This is a genomic window from Aeribacillus sp. FSL K6-1305 (assembly GCF_038050115.1).
GTDB lineage: Bacteria > Bacillota > Bacilli > Bacillales > Aeribacillaceae > Aeribacillus > Aeribacillus composti.
Genome location: NZ_JBBOQV010000001.1, coordinates 1901608 through 1917500 on the forward strand (window position 1 = coordinate 1901608; position 15893 = coordinate 1917500).

Sequence of the window (15893 nt, forward strand, 5' to 3'; positions counted from 1 at the left end):
GTGCGGAATCTGTCAAAAAGGGATTCCTACATTCAGCAGGAATCCTTGATACATCCAATGCCGAACTTAAATTTTAGTACAAGAAGGCGGGGTTATCGCTCTGCCTTTAGCTTCTCCGGATTCCTTACTTTCGTTCCCCCGAGTTCAGCAGAAGTTAAAAGTAGATCTCCATTTTTGATACCGCTTTTACTTTTAATGAAAAAATTATTCTTGAGTTAAATAATTGAAATGTTTATCAGTGATATATGTTAGATCAATTCCAAAATTCATCTTATTTAAAATAGGTTTAATATATTCTATTAAATGTGCACCAGCCTCAAAATGATCAGGAAATTTACTAATATAAAATGAATTGTTATTGTCACAATTTGGCTTATGCTCCACTAATCCTTCAATTACTTCAATAATTCGACCGACAATATTTTCTTCTAATTTTTCCTCTGAAATTATTACAGTGTGGATATAATTCTCCGCGCCTTCAAATGAATTTTCATCCTCTATTTCCTTTAAAATTGGAAAATCATCCAAAACACTTGGTCTTCTGTAATCTAAAATCAACAGCATACAGATAGTTTCATTATCTTGATTATCTATACGAAACAATTCTAGATCTCGCAATTTTAGCATTCTTACCAATTTGAACATTAAATATCATCTTTCTAACTTTGGATTCCTTTTTCATTGAAGTATACTAAAGAATTTAGAATAACTATACTATACTTCATATAAAATTATATCCGTAAGTTAGAGTAAGCTGAATACACTTTGAGATGAATAACTTATACCGAGAAAAAATTTTTTATGGTTTTTCCGCAACTTTGATCGTCTCAGAAATAAGGAATATGCTCACTGATCTACCTTCCATACATATAAAAGAGGTGCACTTCATATCAAGTGCACCCCAACAATTGACATAGAACCTTATTTAAAAGCCATCGCAGCTTTTACAGCTTTTTGCCAGCCTTCATATAATTTGTTACGTTTTTCTTCATTCATAGATGGTTCGAATGTACGGTCAATGTTCCATTGTGTCGCGATCTCTGATTGATCTTTCCAATATCCTACTGCCAAGCCGGCTAAATAAGCCGCTCCAAGAGCAGTAGTTTCATTGACAACAGGACGTTCAACAGGGACACCTAACAAATCGCTCTGGAATTGCATTAGAAAATTATTTTTTACTGCCCCGCCATCTACACGCAAGGTTTTCAAGGAAATACCCGAATCCGCTTCCATAGCAGTCAGCACATCTTTTGTTTGATAGGCAAGGGACTCTAAAGTTGCACGAACAAAGTGTTCTTTTTGCGTTCCCCGTGTCAGACCAAATATAGCTCCTCTAACATCGCTGTCCCAATACGGTGTTCCTAATCCGACAAACGCCGGTACTACATATACACCGTCTGTGGATTCTACACGTTCTGCATATTGTTCGCTATCAGCAGCATTTTTTAACATACGAAGTCCATCTCTTAACCATTGAATGGCAGATCCTGCAACAAAAATACTTCCTTCTAAAGCATATTCCACTTTTCCGTTTAATCCCCAAGCAATCGTTGTTAATAGTCCGTGGTTAGAAGCAACAGCTTTTTCGCCCGTGTTCATAAGCATAAAGCAGCCCGTACCGTACGTATTTTTCGCCATGCCTTCTTCAAAACAAGCCTGACCGAATAGTGCTGCTTGCTGATCCCCAGCCGCTCCAGAAATCGGAACTTCTTGCCCAAAGAAATGATACGGAACTGTATGTGCATAAATTTCTGAAGATGGACGTACTTCCGGAAGCATGGATTTAGGCACGGTTAAAATTTCTAACAGTTCATCATCCCATTTCAGCTCATGAATATTGAACATTAATGTTCTTGAAGCATTTGAATAATCCGTCACATGTGCCTTTCCACCCGAGAGCTTCCAAATTAACCAAGTATCAATTGTTCCGAATAAAAGCTCTCCTCTTTCCGCTTTTTCTCTAGCCCCTTCAACATGATCTAATATCCATTTGACTTTTGTTCCTGAAAAGTATGCATCAATTAACAGACCTGTCTTTTCACGAAATGTATCATTTAATCCCTTCGCCTTTAACTCCTCACAAATATCTACCGTTTGCCGTGATTGCCAAACAATGGCATTATATACCGGCTGACCTGTGTTTTTATCCCAAACAACCGTTGTTTCGCGTTGGTTCGTAATTCCGATGCCTGCAATTTGCTCAGGTTTTATTCCTGACTCAGACAAGGAAGTGGCGATGACGGATAAGATGGAACCCCAAATTTCATTGGCATTATGCTCTACCCAGCCTGGTTTAGGAAAATATTGCGCAAATTCTTTTTGTGAAATATGAACGATTTCCCCTTTTTTATTAAAAATGATCGCACGTGAACTTGTCGTTCCTTGGTCTAGAGCTAAAACATATGTTTCCATTTTCTTCACCTCATTTTTTTATTAAAATTATAAACTTAAAGTGTTGCTTTCGTTTTCTTATAGACATTCAAGCTTTGTTCTTTATTGCTTACTAGCGCTGCCACAACGATAACTGCTACAACAATTGTGAAAATCCAAAAAGTAGAGGTACTGACTCCTTCAAAAGCCCATTTATAAAATAACGCTCCATACGTTCCCCCAATAATCGGCCCTACAACAGGAATCCAAGCATAACCCCAGTTAGAGCTTCCTTTACCTGGAATCGGCAGAATAAAATGAGCAATTCTCGGACCTAAATCACGGGCAGGATTGATGGCGTAACCCGTAGTTCCGCCTAAGGAGAGACCTATTGCAACGATGAGAAATCCAACGATGAACGGGTTCATTCCTTCTGCAAATTTATTCGCTCCAAGTGCCAACAATCCAAGCAACAAAATGAATGTACCAATGACTTCACTTAAAAGATTCGCTGCAGGATTTTTGATTGCAGGATCTGTTGAGAATACGGCTAATTTTGCACCTTGGTCATCGGTTGCTTTCCAGTGGGGCAAATAGTGCAAATAAACGATCACAGCACCGATAAATGCGCCAATCATTTGGGCAATAATATAGGTCGGTACATCACTCCATGGGAAAGAACCGATTGCAGCTAATCCGATGGTTACAGCCGGATTAAGATGGGCTCCGCTAAATTGACCTACAGCATATGCCGCCATCGCTACGGCAAGACCCCATCCCATCGTAATAACAATCCAGCCTGAATTTTCAGCTTTTGATTTTTTAAGTACAACACCGCCGACAACTCCACCCCCAAAAACAATCAAAATCATGGTGCCAATTAACTCACCTAAAAATGCAGACATCAAAGTTTCCTCCCTTTTCATATATTTGTTATCTCTTGCGAAAAGACTACAATTTTGGTCAATAAAAAAGATCCGCAGCAAATTCCCCCCTTAGTATGCAGGCTGCATACAGGGAATTACTGTGGATCTCCATTTCTCCATCACAAATATTAACTTGATTTCAGATTATTACAAAAAGAAAGCGTTGTCAATCACTTTTTTTTTGAATTATGATATTATTTGTTTTGAAGTAAGTTAAAGGAAATGGGACCCATGAGCCTAATATGAATTTTGCAACAATTCAAAAGCAAAGGCTTGATTACGATTCTTTACCTGATTGGAGAAAAGAATCAATAAACGCTAATGCGTCTTTCTCATCTTCTCCATCAGTCATCACTTTGATCGTCTGTCCCTCCATTATGGCAACGCTCATAAGCTGAAGAATACTTTTCGCGTTAATCCTTCTGTCGCCGATCATTAACTCAACCTTGCTTTTATACTGGTTTACTTTTTTCACAAAATCTGCTGCTGGTCTGGCATGCAGACCATTTTCAATGGTCACTGTAATCTCTTTTTCGATCATTAAGTTCACTCCTAATTTTTCTCGCTAGTCATTGATTTTGACAAGCTCCTTTGCACTCTCGCCAGCTCGAACGACCTCTTCAATCGAGCTTCCCAAACCAGCCTCAACGACCGCTGCATAAGCTCCTTCTACGAGAGGAGCATCGGCTATTATAATGTTTTCATTGTTCTCTAGCATCTCAATAGCCATTTCAGCATTAATGAGTGCACTCCCTAAATCAAACAAAACGACAACGCCTTTCTCAGAATAGACTGATTCAATTGCTTCCTTAATGTCTAATGCATTTGTTCCGATATCTCCTTCAACCCCTCCAGCGATGGCTACAGATACTTCAGGTTGAACTTGATTCAGAAGCTTTTTTAGGCCGCTTACAATTTCATAGCTATGTGAAATTAAGACAAGACTTACATATTTCATTGGGCCACCTCTCCTTCTTCGAGCAATTCAGCTAAGGAAGCAAACAATAAATACGATGAAGCTGCCCCAGGATCAATATGACCAATAGAACGCTTTCCTAAATAAGCCGCACGGCCTTTCTTTGCCTCAAGCTCTTTTGTGTCGTCCATTTTCTCTTTAGATAAATCAGTAAGCTCTTTAGAATGAATCGTTTCACGATTTTTCATATACTCAATGACAGGCTCCCAAACATCGATCATCGTTTTATCTCCTACTTGTGCCTTTCCCCTAACTTTTAACCCATCCAATGATGCTGCTAATGCCTCAACTAAAGCCTTTATATCAACTTCTTTTTTACCCTTTAAAGCAAGAGAAGCTTTCATGAAAGCTGTTCCATATAACGGACCTGAAGCTCCGCCTACTTTAGCAATTAAAGTCATGCCAACATCTTTAAACAAAGAACCAAGATCATCATATTTGCCTTCTGTAATTTTCTTGACGGTTTCCTGAAATCCCCGTGCCATATTTAATCCATGGTCTCCATCGCCAATTGCTTGATCCAGCTCCGTTAAATACTCCTTATTTTCCTGAATTTTATCGTTAAAAGTTATGATCCATTTTTTAGCCTGTTCAACGTCAAATGTCATTGATCATCTCTCCTCATATTCCTTCTATAGACAGACTGCAAGAAAGCGAGATTGCTATTTTTTGAATGCGATTGTATCCGCTTGTGCGTCTAACAACTCAATGAGTTGATCGTCTAATTTTAATAACGAAATAGAGCAGCCAGCCATTTCAAGCGATGTCATAAATTCACCAACAAACGTTTCATGTATATAAATGTTCTTTTCCTTTAGGACCTCAGAGACTTTTTTGTTCATAATATATAATTCCATTAATGGTGTTGCACCTAGACCGTTGATCATGACCGCAACCTTGTCGTTTTCCTCAAGTTTTAAGTCATCTAAAATTTTTTCAAGAAGTATTTGTGCGATTTCATCCGCTGGCTGGATTTGTGTTTTTTCAATGCCAGGTTCTCCGTGAATCCCCATTCCAATTTCGATTTCATTTTCTCCGAGCTCGAAGCCAGGTTTTCCTGCTGCTGGAACAGTGCATGGAGTTAAGGCCATTCCCATTGACCGCACATTTTCCACAACTTTCTTAGCTACTGCTTCTACTTCTTTTAGCGTTGCACCCTTTTCCGCTAATGCACCGGCAATTTTATGAACAAAAACCGTACCTGCTATTCCCCGCCGGCCTGTCGTATATGTACTATCCTCCACAGCTACATCATCATTCACAACCACTTTTGCTACGTTGATTCCTTCTGCTTCAGCCATTTCGGCAGCCATTTCAAAATTCATAATGTCGCCAGTGTAATTTTTAATAATCAATAACACCCCATTTCCGCTATCAACCGCTTGAATCGCCTCAAAAATTTGATCTGGGGTTGGGGAAGTGAACACTTCTCCACATACCGCTCCGTCTAGCATTCCTTTACCTACATAACCAGCATGTGAAGGCTCATGACCGCTTCCTCCACCGCTAACCAAGCCAACTTTTCCTTGAATAGGTGCATCTTTTCTTACGATTACGTTTGTATTTGGCAATCTCTTCATTCGATTAGAATGAGCCGCAACCATCCCTGCTAACATGTCTTCAACTACTTGATTAGGATCATTGATTAATTTTTTCATAGACATACCTCCTCTTAACTTTGCACTTTTTATTAATGCAAAAATGATGCCAACAACGAAAGCGCTTTACGGATGCGTTTTCATATTTTTATGGCGAGTTCATTGGGAAAAAATATCAATCCATTTGATACTTTTTCCCAACTAAATGCTCCAATCCATATTCTCTTATTTTTTTAGCTGCCGTTTTATGAGTGATCCCAAGCGCTTTCGCTAATTGGTTATAGCTTGGGTAATATTGACAAGCAAACGAAAAAATTTGTTTTTCATATTCTTTGAAGGTCAGCACTTCGTTGCCAAAATTGATACTCTGTTTCTGCATTATTTTTTTATTTTCTTGACATTGAGGGTTCGAGATGTAGTAAGGTAAATCCTTGCATCGCAAAATTTCTTCATCTGCGAGATTAAATAACCGTTCAATCACATTTTGTAATTCTCTAATATTTCCTGGCCAATAGTAACTGCATAATGCTTCCATAAATCCTTTTTCATACCCTTTGATATTTTTTCCCAATCTAGCATTCAATTGTTTTCGAAACGCCTCCACCAAAAGGGGAATATCTTCTTTTCTTGCCCTTAAAGGCGGCAGATGAATTGGGACAACATTCAACCGATAATAAAGGTCCTCGCGAAAACTGCCCTCATCTACCATTTTTTTGAGATCACGGTGAGTCGCGGTAATTACCCTAACATCAAGCTGAATGGGCGCATATCCGCCAATTCTTTCCACTTCCCTTTCCTGCAGCACACGTAAAATTTTTGCTTGTAAATCCAAACTTAAATCACCGATTTCATCTAAAAAAATCGTACCTTTATTAGCGAGTTCAAATTTTCCTCGATGTGTTTTATACGCTCCTGTAAAGGCTCCTTTTTCATAACCAAATAATTCGCTCTCCATTAATTGAGGAGGGATGGCTGCACAATTCACTCGAATAAATAGGTTATTCTTTCTGTCGCTTGCTTCATGAATAGCCTTAGCAACAAGTTCTTTCCCTGTTCCGCTTTCTCCTGTAATAATCACTGTCGAATTTGTTTTTGCAACCTTTGCGGCGATTGTTAAGGAATCTTTTAATGTCTCGCTGTTTCCTATGATCTTATGAAATGCTTCATCAAATCCTTGATGTTTGGACAGCTCCATTTCCAAATATTTCGTTCTTTGCTCCATTAGATCAATTTTTTCGAGGAGCTTTTTAATATCATCGAATGGAGTCATGGTGGCAACTGTTCCGCGAAATTCATCGTCAACGAAAATAGGATTTATTTTTGTAATATAACTAGATTGTTGGTTTACTTGAATTAGTTTCATAATCTGATTTTGAGTGCTTTTAATATTTTCCCATTCATGTTGCCCGATTATTGATTGAATGTTTGGGACACTGTTTAAATTTTTTAACAAAACATCCATTTCATCATTTTTGTATATAAAATTTCCATTTTTATCTGTTAATCCGATTAAATCTGAGACGGACTTTAAAACAAGATTTAGTCGCTGCTGCAGCTCTTTTACTTCATTCAATTCTTTACTGATTTTCTCAATGGTAGATATATCTTGAAAAATAGCAACAGCCCCAATCGTTTTTCCATTAAAAATAATTGGCGAACGGGTTGTTAACAATGTATGATGGTTGATTTCTTGCTTTTTGGATAATTCCATTTTTCCTGTCTTCAGTACTTCATGCAATCTTGAATGGGGAATCACTTCGTCAGCACGTTGATTGATAAGCTCATGAGGATCTTTTTCCAAAAGTTTTGCTGCAGCTGCATTGACATAAGTGATGATATTGTCGCTATTCACAACGACGATTCCATTCGGTAAAGCAGATATGGCCTCATGAAGGGTAATGGAATTTTCCATGAGAAGTCGATCTGTTTCTGCTTGCTGGGAATCTTCAAGATCCGTTTGTTCAAAAAAATCTTTTATCTGCTGGACGATTTGATCGTCTATTTTTTCTTCAAAATGCAGGATAAATTCCTCTCCTTGTCCAATCTTTAAGGACACTAAAGATAATAGATTATTCACTTGAACTTTTTTATCCTGATAGAGAACGTACGTCTTTTTTAATATCTCTTTATTTTGTATGAGATTTTGAAGCAGCGAAATAAAAGCTGCTGCCATCCGGACATGAAGACCGTTCTTTTTGTAAACTGTTAATTTAATGAACATGAAATCCCCTCCTTTTTCCATTTTAATATACTTGTTAACAGGATTACTGGAAAATTTTTTGAAAAAGATAGTAGTTATGAATCTCACGATTAAAAAATTTTTTTCACCCTGTAAACGATCATGCGTGGATGTTCTCATTGCTTTGACAGCGCTTTTGTTTATGGTACAATTATAAATAAGTTAATAAATTGTAGCGGAGAGAAGGAGATCCACATCAATTCCCTTTAGTCGTTTGGATGAAGGGGTGTTTTGTTGTGGATTTCTTTTTTTCTAGAGACTTGAAGCAAAGACCTCTTCTCTGTTTCAATTAAGTTTGAAAGCTGAATTCACACTGATTTTTTGCCAATAATAAAAAAGGTGGAACGAACAATGGAATATAAAGATCAAAAAATTATTCCAGCGATTCGCAATATGAAGGATTTTGAAATTTTTCTTCAGAGTTCCTATGCATATGGTGTGTTATTAGATGTCCATATTGCCCAGTTGAAAAATATCGTCAATATTTCTAAGCAGCATTGTAAAAACTTGTTATTGCATGTTGATTTAATACATGGTCTTAAAAATGATGAATACGCAACCGAATATTTATGCCAGTCCTTCAAGCCCTATGGACTGCTTTCGACAAAAGCAAGTGTCGTTTTGAAAGCGAAACAAAAAGGCGTATTGGCCATTCAACGAGTTTTTCTCATTGACTCAAACGCTTTAGAAAAAAGCTATTCCTTATTAGAAAAAACAAAGCCCGATGTGATTGAGGTTTTACCTGGCGCCATGCCGAGCATTATTGCCGAAATTCATCAACGAATTCAAATCCCGATCTTCGCTGGTGGATTTATCCGCAGTATTGACGATGTCAACAATGCTTTACAAGCTGGTGCTGCAGCCGTGACAACATCCAATAAGCAATTATGGAAAGAATTTGAACAGTCATAATTTATTTTGAATGCCTACCCAATTTTTCGATGCTTTAGGTTTTGGCGGCAGTTTTAGACTTTCAGTTTCAGAAACGCTGTAGAAGGCATGAAAGACGCAAGCCATCTTCATCAATTGAATGAAGAAAAAATGGCTTGTGCGATGGTGTCAATAGCGTCTTCAAACACTGATTCTTCATCAACTGAATAAAGAAAAGTTCATTATGGGGAAAAGCTTTGAATTTTAAATTCGCATACAAAAGAATTTTCAGAAGATGAAGAATATGCTATAATACATTCAAAGTTAATATTCGGTTGGAGACAAGGAGAGACCACATAGCATTACGTCTGTAGAAGGAGCGTAGTGTGTATGTGGTCTCTTTTTTTAGGACTTTTGACGGATCACAGGAGGAATAACAAATGAACAAAAATGTATTTGCTTATCAAAGACAAGAAATATTAAAAGACGTCGATGGAAAACAGTTTGATGTCATCATTATTGGCGGTGGTATTACAGGTGCAGGAATTGCACTTGATGCAACAACACGTGGAATGAAAACAGTTCTATTTGAGATGCAGGATTTTGCCGCAGGAACCTCAAGCCGTTCCACGAAGCTTGTGCACGGAGGCCTCCGTTATTTAAAACAGTTGGAAGTGAAGTTAGTCGCTGAAGTTGGGAAAGAACGCGCGATCGTCTATGAAAATGGCCCGCATGTAACTACACCTGAATGGATGCTTCTTCCGATTTATAAAGGAGGAACATTCGGTAAATGGAGCACATCCATTGGACTGAAAATTTACGATTACCTTGCTGACGTGAAAAAAAGCGAACGAAGAACGATGTTGAATGCGGAGCAAACTATTGATAAAGAACCTTTATTAAAACAAGATGGATTATTAGGCGGAGGATATTATGTCGAATATCGAACTGACGATGCCCGCTTGACGATTGAAGTTATGAAAAAGGCAGTCGAATGCGGTGCAAAAGCGATTAACTATGCAAAGGTAGACGAATTTATTTACGAACAAGGCAAAGCCGTAGGTGTAAAAGTTGTTGACCAATTAACAGGAGAATCATATCAAGTGTTCGCAAAGAAAATTATAAATGCAACAGGCCCTTGGGTCGATACGTTACGGGAAAAAGATCACTCTTTAAAAGGAAAACATTTGATTTTGTCAAAAGGAATTCACCTTGTTTTTGACCAAAGCCGATTCCCATTAAAACAAGCGATCTATTTTGATACACCTGATGGACGAATGGTGTTTGCCATTCCGCGTGATGGAAAAACTTACGTTGGCACAACAGATACTTTCTATGATGGGGATATTGCACATCCTAAAATGACTGTTGAAGATCGAGATTATCTTATTAAGGCCATTAATTATATGTTCCCAACGGTCCATATCACCGTGGAAGATATTGAATCAAGCTGGGCCGGGCTCAGACCATTAATCCATGAAGAAGGAAAAAGTCCTTCTGAAATATCACGCAAAGATGAAATTTGGACGTCTGATTCAGGTATTATTACCATTGCCGGCGGAAAATTAACAGGATACCGTAAAATGGCAGAAACGATCGTTGATCTTGTTGCCAAATTATTAAAAGAGGAAGAAAACGCAGCATTTTCCCCTTGCAGAACGAAAAACCTGCCGATTTCGGGAGGAGATTTCGGAGGTTCAACAAATTTTGAATCGTTCGTAACTAAAAAAGTTGAACAGGGAGAAAAATTGGGATTTAGCAGAAAACAATCGGAAAGATTGGTCCGATTATATGGAACGAATGTAGACCGGGTGTTTGAACTGGCAGTTGAATTAAAGAAAGTAAGAAATGAGTTTCAATTACCGATTGATGTTTTAGCCCAGCTTCAATATGGTTTGGAAGAAGAGATGGTCGTAAAACCGGAGGACTTCTTTATCCGGAGAACGGGATCGTTATTTTTTGAAATTCATTCAGTTCACCAATGGAAGGAATCCGTTATTCAATATATGGCGAAAAACTTGGAGTGGACAGAAGAGGAGCAAAACCGTTATCGCAAAGAATTAGAAACATATCTGCACGACGCCGTCACGCCTGTTGATGAAAAACAATAATAGACAAAATATATAATGACAGCAAAGGCTTTTATTATCCGGTTATTTGAACGAAAAGGAAAAAGTAGCCGAATTTTGACAGCATCCCCCTATAAGGAGACAGTAAATATGCATCAATTTACTGTTTACTTATGAGGGGATTTTTTTCGATAATGGTGGTGTTTAACTTTGCACCGGTTATTTCTTAAATTCGTAAATACAAAAAATCATATTAAAGAAAGCTTATTATGTAAAAAGTTTTTAAGAAGTGGATATCGCAAAGTAATGCAAGGTCTAACTTAGAACAGCTGTATCAAGCATTTCTCATCCAGTGCACCCCAACAATTGACATAGCCTGACCAATCTGAAAAATTCAATCCCTGACCGGCAAATGGGATTTGCCATGGAAGGGATTGAGAACGTTAAAGTTCCGCCCGAAAACACCAATGGATTGGAGAATAAAGTTCGAGCTTATCTGAGTGAGAAGACGGGGGTAAATTTAGGCGGAAGTAAAGCAGGCAACGATGGCGTTGAACTTGGCACTAAGGGTACTGGCAAAACAGTTGATGATTTAATTAAAGTTGCTAAGCCTGGAAGAGCAACAAAAGGAAGAACTATTCAGTATGAGTTATCTGGTGGATTTAGTGAAGCAATGAATGACTTTCACTCGTTGGGACCTAAAATTACTAAGGATACGCCTGACCTCAAAGTCGGTATTTTAAAGGATGGAAGAACAGTTATTGTTAGAAAGAGAAGTAGTGATGGCCGTCCTACACTTGAAATTCAAGATGGCAAGAAGAGAATAAAGTTTCGTTACTAGAAAACAAATATGGAGGAAGTTTTATGGAACAATGGGAAAGATGGATACCGCTAGATGATATACCTTCAACAATTTATAATGATATGCTTTTGGATGGTAAAGATGGTGTTATTTTAGAATTTAGTGATGAAAATGGTGAAAAAAAAGTTGTAGTGAATTTTAAAGAAGGAGTATTATCGTATAGAAATACTGATGAAGGTTCGTTATTAGAAACGCTAAATTATTTAGATCAATATTACGGTACAGATTTTTATAGTGATTGGTCTTTATTTAAAGTTAAAAACTCAGAATATTTGAAATGGTTTCATAAAGAAAGTTGCGGTATATACGAGTCAAGAGAGGTAGAACATTATGTATTTTTAACTTCTAATGATGTAATTGAAATATTATCAATATATCCTCCTAGTATTACGGTAAAGTAATTTTGTTATAGTGTGTGAAGCAAGATTCCCTAATATATCGATAAATAAACAATCCGCTTGAACAAAAAGTTCAAGCGGATTGTTTATTCCTCAAGGAGCACTTCGAATAAACTATATAGAGCAATGCTCTATACAACGCGCGCGGACCTTGCTTTCCCAGGAGATTCCCTCTTTTTGCCATGGAGATTCCCGGCATCGGTTCCGCCGCCATCCGCGAGCTTACAGACGAACTGATTCATTGGCTCGACCGCTATGGAGAAAAGCTGAATGAAGCGGAGGAACTGCTGTATCAGACGGCCGCGTCCATCAGACACAGACAGGCAGACCAAACGCTCGCCGACAACATAAAAGAATTCAGTCTGGAGCTTCTTGGCTGGTATGACTTGTAGCGGTTGTTTGGAGAATACGACCCGATTACTGGAGAACGGATATCCGGATGGGACCGCCTGGTTACGGGAGGAATGTTATTGTTGTCCGTCATTCCTCCAGCCAAAGGGGCAGGAATCGCTGGAAAAGCGGGGATCAAAGGAGCGAAAGCGGCCGGGATAGCAGCGGATGTTTCGAAATTGGTCCCGCAAATGAAATATGTTCTCCGCTATGATAAAATGATGTCTGTCTTTCAAGCGGCGTACCTCCAAGTCGTGAAAGCGCCGATTACCAAAACGCTGCGATATTTTAAGAAGCAATGGGATGACCGTCTTACCAGCGTTTCGTCTGTCCAATGGCAGCCAGCCTTGGCGGGAATTGGTCCAGCGTCCCGCGCATGGATGAGCAAGGCTAAGGAAGAAGTAAAAGAAACTGCGATTAACATGATTGGCAAAACTGGGGATGAGGTGGACGGTAAGGGTACGGGTAAATTTAGTAAGTATGATGTAGGATTATATAAAGAAATAAAAGGTGTACCGAGGTTAGATGCACATCATGTTGGACAAAAAGCAATTATGAAAAAATTCATTCGAAATTATGATCCAAATAATGCACCAGCAATATTAATACCAAAAGCTGGACATACAAGAAAAGGTCCTAGGGGAATAGTTTTGAGAAGTTCAAAAGGAATTGAGAGTGTAAGACAATTATTAGCAAGAGATATAATGGAGTTAAGAAGAGTATATCCAGACATTCCTAATTCTCAACTTCGAAAATTAATTGAATTAAATAAACAATTGTATCCAGAGATGAGAAGGAGATGAGATATATGAATAAAGAAGAGTTTGTTAAACTTTTACATCAGTCAATTATAAAAGAAAATCGTAATTTTTATCGAGATATATTCAATAATACTGATATTAATGAAGTTACAGACCCTTATTGGAAAGAAGCGTTGATGTTTTATTCAGAACTATCAGATAAAAATAAAGAAATATTATTTAAAATAATCGAACAAGTAGAAGTGGATGCTGTATCTAATATTTTAGGGGTGTTAGATGGGGTAGTATCAATAGGAGAAGAGGATATTGAGTTTAAAGTGACAATTAACAATAATAATGAACCAATTAATGGAGATTTACAAGACCTATTTTTGGAGTATGATGAAGAGAATAGGTAACAAGTAATGTTAGACTAAAAGCAGACACAGATTATTATAGTAATAATAGACTAAAAAATGAGGTGTCTACATGACAAAAAACAAAGGCGGTACGATCGGGATTAAGCCAATTACTTGTTATGGCCTTCGCCACACTCACGCATCAATGCTCCTATATAAAGGGGTGAATATTAAATACGTTTCTCGACATCTTGGTCATAAGGACATTGTGACAACATTTCAGACGTATTCACACATTTTGGACGAGATGGAGCAAAAAGAATCCCGTGCAATGGAGGAGCTCTACCATACAAAATAGCCGTGCAAAATTCGTGCAAAATTTTTTCGAATTCTATCGGATTCTTCCGGTTTTCCAAAAAATGAAAAACGACTGCGTTTGCAGTCGTATTAAAGCTTCCACGATTTTTGATCGTGAGATATCGGATACTAATGATGCCGATGGTGGGAGTCGAACCCACACTCCCGCAAGGGAACACGATTTTGAGTCGTGCGCGTCTGCCAGTTCCGCCACATCGGCGTAATGATATTGATGCAATTCCTCACTGGTGCCGAGGACCGGACTTGAACCGGTACGGTAGTCACCTACCGCAGGATTTTAAGTCCTGTGCGTCTGCCAATTCCGCCACCCCGGCTTGTAATAATGGAGGCGGCACCCGGATTCGAACCGGGGATAAAGGTTTTGCAGACCTCTGCCTTACCACTTGGCTATGCCGCCATTATTGGAGCGGAAGACGGGATTCGAACCCGCGACCCCCACCTTGGCAAGGTGGTGTTCTACCACTGAACTACTTCCGCACTTAAATTTAAAAGGTGGCTGGGCTAGCTGGATTCGAACCAGCGCATCACGGAGTCAAAGTCCGTTGCCTTACCGCTTGGCTATAGCCCAATGATATTAATATGGGGCGACTGATGGGAATCGAACCCACGAATGCCAGAGCCACAATCTGGTGCGTTAACCACTTCGCCACAGTCGCCATCTTATAAATGGCAGGGGCAGTAGGAATCGAACCCACACCGGAGGTTTTGGAGACCTCTGTTCTACCGTTAAACTATGCCCCTATCATGGTGGAGGGGGACGGATTCGAACCGCCGAACCCTAAGGGAGCGGATTTACAGTCCGCCGCGTTTAGCCACTTCGCTACCCCTCCGATTGTAAAAAATGCCGGCGAGAGGAATCGAACCCCCAACCTACTGATTACAAGTCAGTTGCTCTACCAATTGAGCTACACCGGCATATGTATACATATAATGGTGGCTCGGGACGGAATCGAACCGCCGACACAAGGATTTTCAGTCCTTTGCTCTACCGACTGAGCTACCGAGCCTTTTATGGCGGTCCCGACGGGAATCGAACCCGCGATCTCCTGCGTGACAGGCAGGCATGTTAACCGCTACACTACGGGACCATTGGTTGCGGGGGCAGGATTTGAACCTGCGACCTTCGGGTTATGAGCCCGACGAGCTACCGGACTGCTCCACCCCGCGCCGATAAAACAATAAACACTCTTCACACAAAAATTATGTATACATATCATAACATGCTGTGGCCCTAGCGCCGAAATTCATTAATATTCATTTTATTTACTATGTACATGGTGGAGGATGACGGGATCGAACCGCCGACCCCTTGCTTGTAAGGCAAGTGCTCTCCCAGCTGAGCTAATCCTCCATGGTGACCCGTACGGGATTCGAACCCGTGTTACCGCCGTGAAAGGGCGGTGTCTTAACCACTTGACCAACGGGCCAAAAATTTCATTCTGGCGGAGAGCAAGGGATTCGAACCCTTGAGACGGCGTTGACCGTCTACACGATTTCCAATCGTGCTCCTTCGACCACTCGGACAGCTCTCCAAATGGCTCCGCAGGCAGGATTCGAACCTGCGACCGTTCGGTTAACAGCCGAATGCTCTACCACTGAGCTACTGCGGAATGTAAAAGAAGACTAGCTGATGTTACTATTATGTAGAATGCCTCATTTTCTATAGGCTGAATCAAATTTGAAAGAAATAAACTTACAACTTCTTTTCTATTGTAAAG

At 39.3% G+C, this 15893-nt stretch carries 13 protein-coding genes, 16 tRNA genes and 2 pseudogenes; 7 read left to right on the forward strand and 24 right to left on the reverse strand.

Annotated features, from left to right (window positions below):
• Positions 1-204: 204 nt before the first annotated feature.
• The 8 genes from NST97_RS09135 to NST97_RS09170 all read right to left on the reverse strand — a co-directional run bounded on the left by NST97_RS09135 (position 205) and on the right by NST97_RS09170 (position 8091).
• Positions 205-645 carry a hypothetical protein gene (locus NST97_RS09135; protein WP_094244569.1) on the reverse strand — a complete coding sequence of 147 codons (441 nt, stop codon included), beginning with the start codon at positions 643-645 and terminating at the stop codon, positions 205-207.
• A 276-nt stretch (positions 646-921) separates the two neighbouring features.
• Positions 922-2412 (reverse strand): glycerol kinase GlpK, encoded by a 1491-nt coding sequence (gene glpK / locus NST97_RS09140; protein ID WP_311066448.1) that lies wholly within the window; start codon positions 2410-2412, stop codon positions 922-924.
• 35 nt (positions 2413-2447) lie between these two features.
• On the reverse strand, positions 2448-3275 hold the full coding sequence (locus NST97_RS09145) for an MIP/aquaporin family protein (RefSeq protein WP_339197254.1): 828 nt from the start codon (positions 3273-3275) through the stop codon (positions 2448-2450).
• 298 nt (positions 3276-3573) lie between these two features.
• On the reverse strand, positions 3574-3837 hold the full coding sequence (locus NST97_RS09150) for an HPr family phosphocarrier protein (protein ID WP_063387209.1): 264 nt from the start codon (positions 3835-3837) through the stop codon (positions 3574-3576).
• Positions 3838-3861: 24 nt separating this feature from the next.
• Entirely contained in the window at positions 3862-4254 is a 393-nt protein-coding gene (gene dhaM, locus NST97_RS09155; protein WP_063387208.1) for a dihydroxyacetone kinase phosphoryl donor subunit DhaM, read from the reverse strand.
• Complete coding sequence (dhaL, locus tag NST97_RS09160; RefSeq protein ID WP_117017386.1) at positions 4251-4880, reverse strand: dihydroxyacetone kinase subunit DhaL; 630 nt, start codon at positions 4878-4880, stop codon at positions 4251-4253. Before dhaL ends, dhaM begins: the two co-directional genes overlap by 4 nt.
• A gap of 54 nt (positions 4881-4934) precedes the next feature.
• Entirely contained in the window at positions 4935-5930 is a 996-nt protein-coding gene (dhaK, locus tag NST97_RS09165; protein ID WP_311066451.1) for a dihydroxyacetone kinase subunit DhaK, read from the reverse strand.
• 115 nt (positions 5931-6045) lie between these two features.
• Complete coding sequence (locus NST97_RS09170; RefSeq protein WP_339210299.1) at positions 6046-8091, reverse strand: sigma 54-interacting transcriptional regulator; 2046 nt, start codon at positions 8089-8091, stop codon at positions 6046-6048.
• A gap of 369 nt (positions 8092-8460) precedes the next feature.
• On the opposite strand from NST97_RS09170, the gene NST97_RS09175 reads away from it, so the two are divergent.
• The 7 genes and pseudogenes from NST97_RS09175 to NST97_RS09205 form a co-directional block, all read left to right on the forward strand.
• Positions 8461-9021, forward strand: coding sequence for a glycerol-3-phosphate responsive antiterminator (locus NST97_RS09175; RefSeq protein ID WP_066250997.1), 561 nt, complete (start codon positions 8461-8463; stop codon positions 9019-9021).
• Positions 9022-9419: 398 nt separating this feature from the next.
• Complete coding sequence (locus NST97_RS09180; RefSeq protein ID WP_327848252.1) at positions 9420-11090, forward strand: glycerol-3-phosphate dehydrogenase/oxidase; 1671 nt, start codon at positions 9420-9422, stop codon at positions 11088-11090.
• Positions 11091-11472: 382 nt separating this feature from the next.
• Positions 11473-11889: a hypothetical protein gene (locus tag NST97_RS09185; protein ID WP_327848253.1), complete on the forward strand. Its 417-nt coding sequence runs from the start codon at positions 11473-11475 to the stop codon at positions 11887-11889.
• Between the two features lie 23 nt (positions 11890-11912).
• Positions 11913-12311, forward strand: a complete 399-nt coding sequence (locus tag NST97_RS09190; protein ID WP_117017390.1) for a hypothetical protein — start codon at positions 11913-11915, stop codon at positions 12309-12311.
• Positions 12312-12390: 79 nt separating this feature from the next.
• Positions 12391-13501: pseudogene (locus NST97_RS09195) on the forward strand (pre-toxin TG domain-containing protein).
• A gap of 5 nt (positions 13502-13506) precedes the next feature.
• The gene (locus NST97_RS09200) at positions 13507-13857 is read left to right on the forward strand and encodes a hypothetical protein (protein ID WP_029761977.1); all 351 of its coding nucleotides are present in this window, start codon (positions 13507-13509) and stop codon (positions 13855-13857) included.
• A 100-nt stretch (positions 13858-13957) separates the two neighbouring features.
• Positions 13958-14155 (forward strand): annotated as a pseudogene (locus NST97_RS09205) (tyrosine-type recombinase/integrase); the annotation flags it as partial.
• Between the two features lie 135 nt (positions 14156-14290).
• On the opposite strand, the gene NST97_RS09210 reads toward NST97_RS09205, so the two are convergent.
• From NST97_RS09210 to NST97_RS09285, 16 genes are all read right to left on the reverse strand, one after another.
• Positions 14291-14374, reverse strand: a tRNA-Leu gene (locus NST97_RS09210).
• A 26-nt stretch (positions 14375-14400) separates the two neighbouring features.
• A tRNA-Leu gene (locus NST97_RS09215) sits at positions 14401-14489 on the reverse strand.
• A gap of 9 nt (positions 14490-14498) precedes the next feature.
• Positions 14499-14572, reverse strand: a tRNA-Cys gene (locus NST97_RS09220).
• Between the two features lie 5 nt (positions 14573-14577).
• Positions 14578-14652: transfer RNA gene (locus NST97_RS09225), tRNA-Gly, on the reverse strand.
• 16 nt (positions 14653-14668) lie between these two features.
• Positions 14669-14743, reverse strand: a tRNA-Gln gene (locus NST97_RS09230).
• A gap of 12 nt (positions 14744-14755) precedes the next feature.
• Positions 14756-14831: transfer RNA gene (locus tag NST97_RS09235), tRNA-His, on the reverse strand.
• Positions 14832-14842: 11 nt separating this feature from the next.
• A tRNA-Trp gene (locus NST97_RS09240) sits at positions 14843-14916 on the reverse strand.
• A 4-nt stretch (positions 14917-14920) separates the two neighbouring features.
• Positions 14921-15005: transfer RNA gene (locus NST97_RS09245), tRNA-Tyr, on the reverse strand.
• A 12-nt stretch (positions 15006-15017) separates the two neighbouring features.
• Positions 15018-15090: transfer RNA gene (locus NST97_RS09250), tRNA-Thr, on the reverse strand.
• A 16-nt stretch (positions 15091-15106) separates the two neighbouring features.
• A tRNA-Phe gene (locus tag NST97_RS09255) sits at positions 15107-15182 on the reverse strand.
• 5 nt (positions 15183-15187) lie between these two features.
• Positions 15188-15263 (reverse strand) — tRNA-Asp (locus NST97_RS09260).
• A gap of 2 nt (positions 15264-15265) precedes the next feature.
• A tRNA-Met gene (locus NST97_RS09265) sits at positions 15266-15342 on the reverse strand.
• 108 nt (positions 15343-15450) lie between these two features.
• A tRNA-Val gene (locus tag NST97_RS09270) sits at positions 15451-15526 on the reverse strand.
• Between the two features lies 1 nt (position 15527).
• Positions 15528-15602, reverse strand: a tRNA-Glu gene (locus tag NST97_RS09275).
• 13 nt (positions 15603-15615) lie between these two features.
• Positions 15616-15707 (reverse strand) — tRNA-Ser (locus NST97_RS09280).
• 3 nt (positions 15708-15710) lie between these two features.
• Positions 15711-15785 (reverse strand) — tRNA-Asn (locus NST97_RS09285).
• Between the last annotated feature and the right edge of the window lie 108 nt (positions 15786-15893).

Excerpts from the sequence above, each read along its gene's own strand:
- dhaM (WP_063387208.1), bottom strand. The coding sequence starts at position 4,254 with ATGAAATATGTAAGTCTTGTCTTAATTTCACATAGCTATGAAATTGTA.
- NST97_RS09185 (WP_327848253.1), top strand. The coding sequence starts at position 11,473 with ATGGAAGGGATTGAGAACGTTAAAGTTCCGCCCGAAAACACCAATGGA.
- glpK (WP_311066448.1), bottom strand. The coding sequence starts at position 2,412 with ATGGAAACATATGTTTTAGCTCTAGACCAAGGAACGACAAGTTCACGT.
- NST97_RS09200 (WP_029761977.1), top strand. The coding sequence starts at position 13,507 with ATGAATAAAGAAGAGTTTGTTAAACTTTTACATCAGTCAATTATAAAA.
- NST97_RS09180 (WP_327848252.1), top strand. The coding sequence starts at position 9,420 with ATGAACAAAAATGTATTTGCTTATCAAAGACAAGAAATATTAAAAGAC.
- NST97_RS09170 (WP_339210299.1), bottom strand. The coding sequence starts at position 8,091 with ATGTTCATTAAATTAACAGTTTACAAAAAGAACGGTCTTCATGTCCGG.
- NST97_RS09150 (WP_063387209.1), bottom strand. The coding sequence starts at position 3,837 with ATGATCGAAAAAGAGATTACAGTGACCATTGAAAATGGTCTGCATGCC.
- dhaL (WP_117017386.1), bottom strand. The coding sequence starts at position 4,880 with ATGACATTTGACGTTGAACAGGCTAAAAAATGGATCATAACTTTTAAC.
- dhaK (WP_311066451.1), bottom strand. The coding sequence starts at position 5,930 with ATGAAAAAATTAATCAATGATCCTAATCAAGTAGTTGAAGACATGTTA.
- NST97_RS09145 (WP_339197254.1), bottom strand. The coding sequence starts at position 3,275 with ATGTCTGCATTTTTAGGTGAGTTAATTGGCACCATGATTTTGATTGTT.
- NST97_RS09135 (WP_094244569.1), bottom strand. The coding sequence starts at position 645 with ATGTTCAAATTGGTAAGAATGCTAAAATTGCGAGATCTAGAATTGTTT.
- NST97_RS09190 (WP_117017390.1), top strand. The coding sequence starts at position 11,913 with ATGGAACAATGGGAAAGATGGATACCGCTAGATGATATACCTTCAACA.
- NST97_RS09175 (WP_066250997.1), top strand. The coding sequence starts at position 8,461 with ATGGAATATAAAGATCAAAAAATTATTCCAGCGATTCGCAATATGAAG.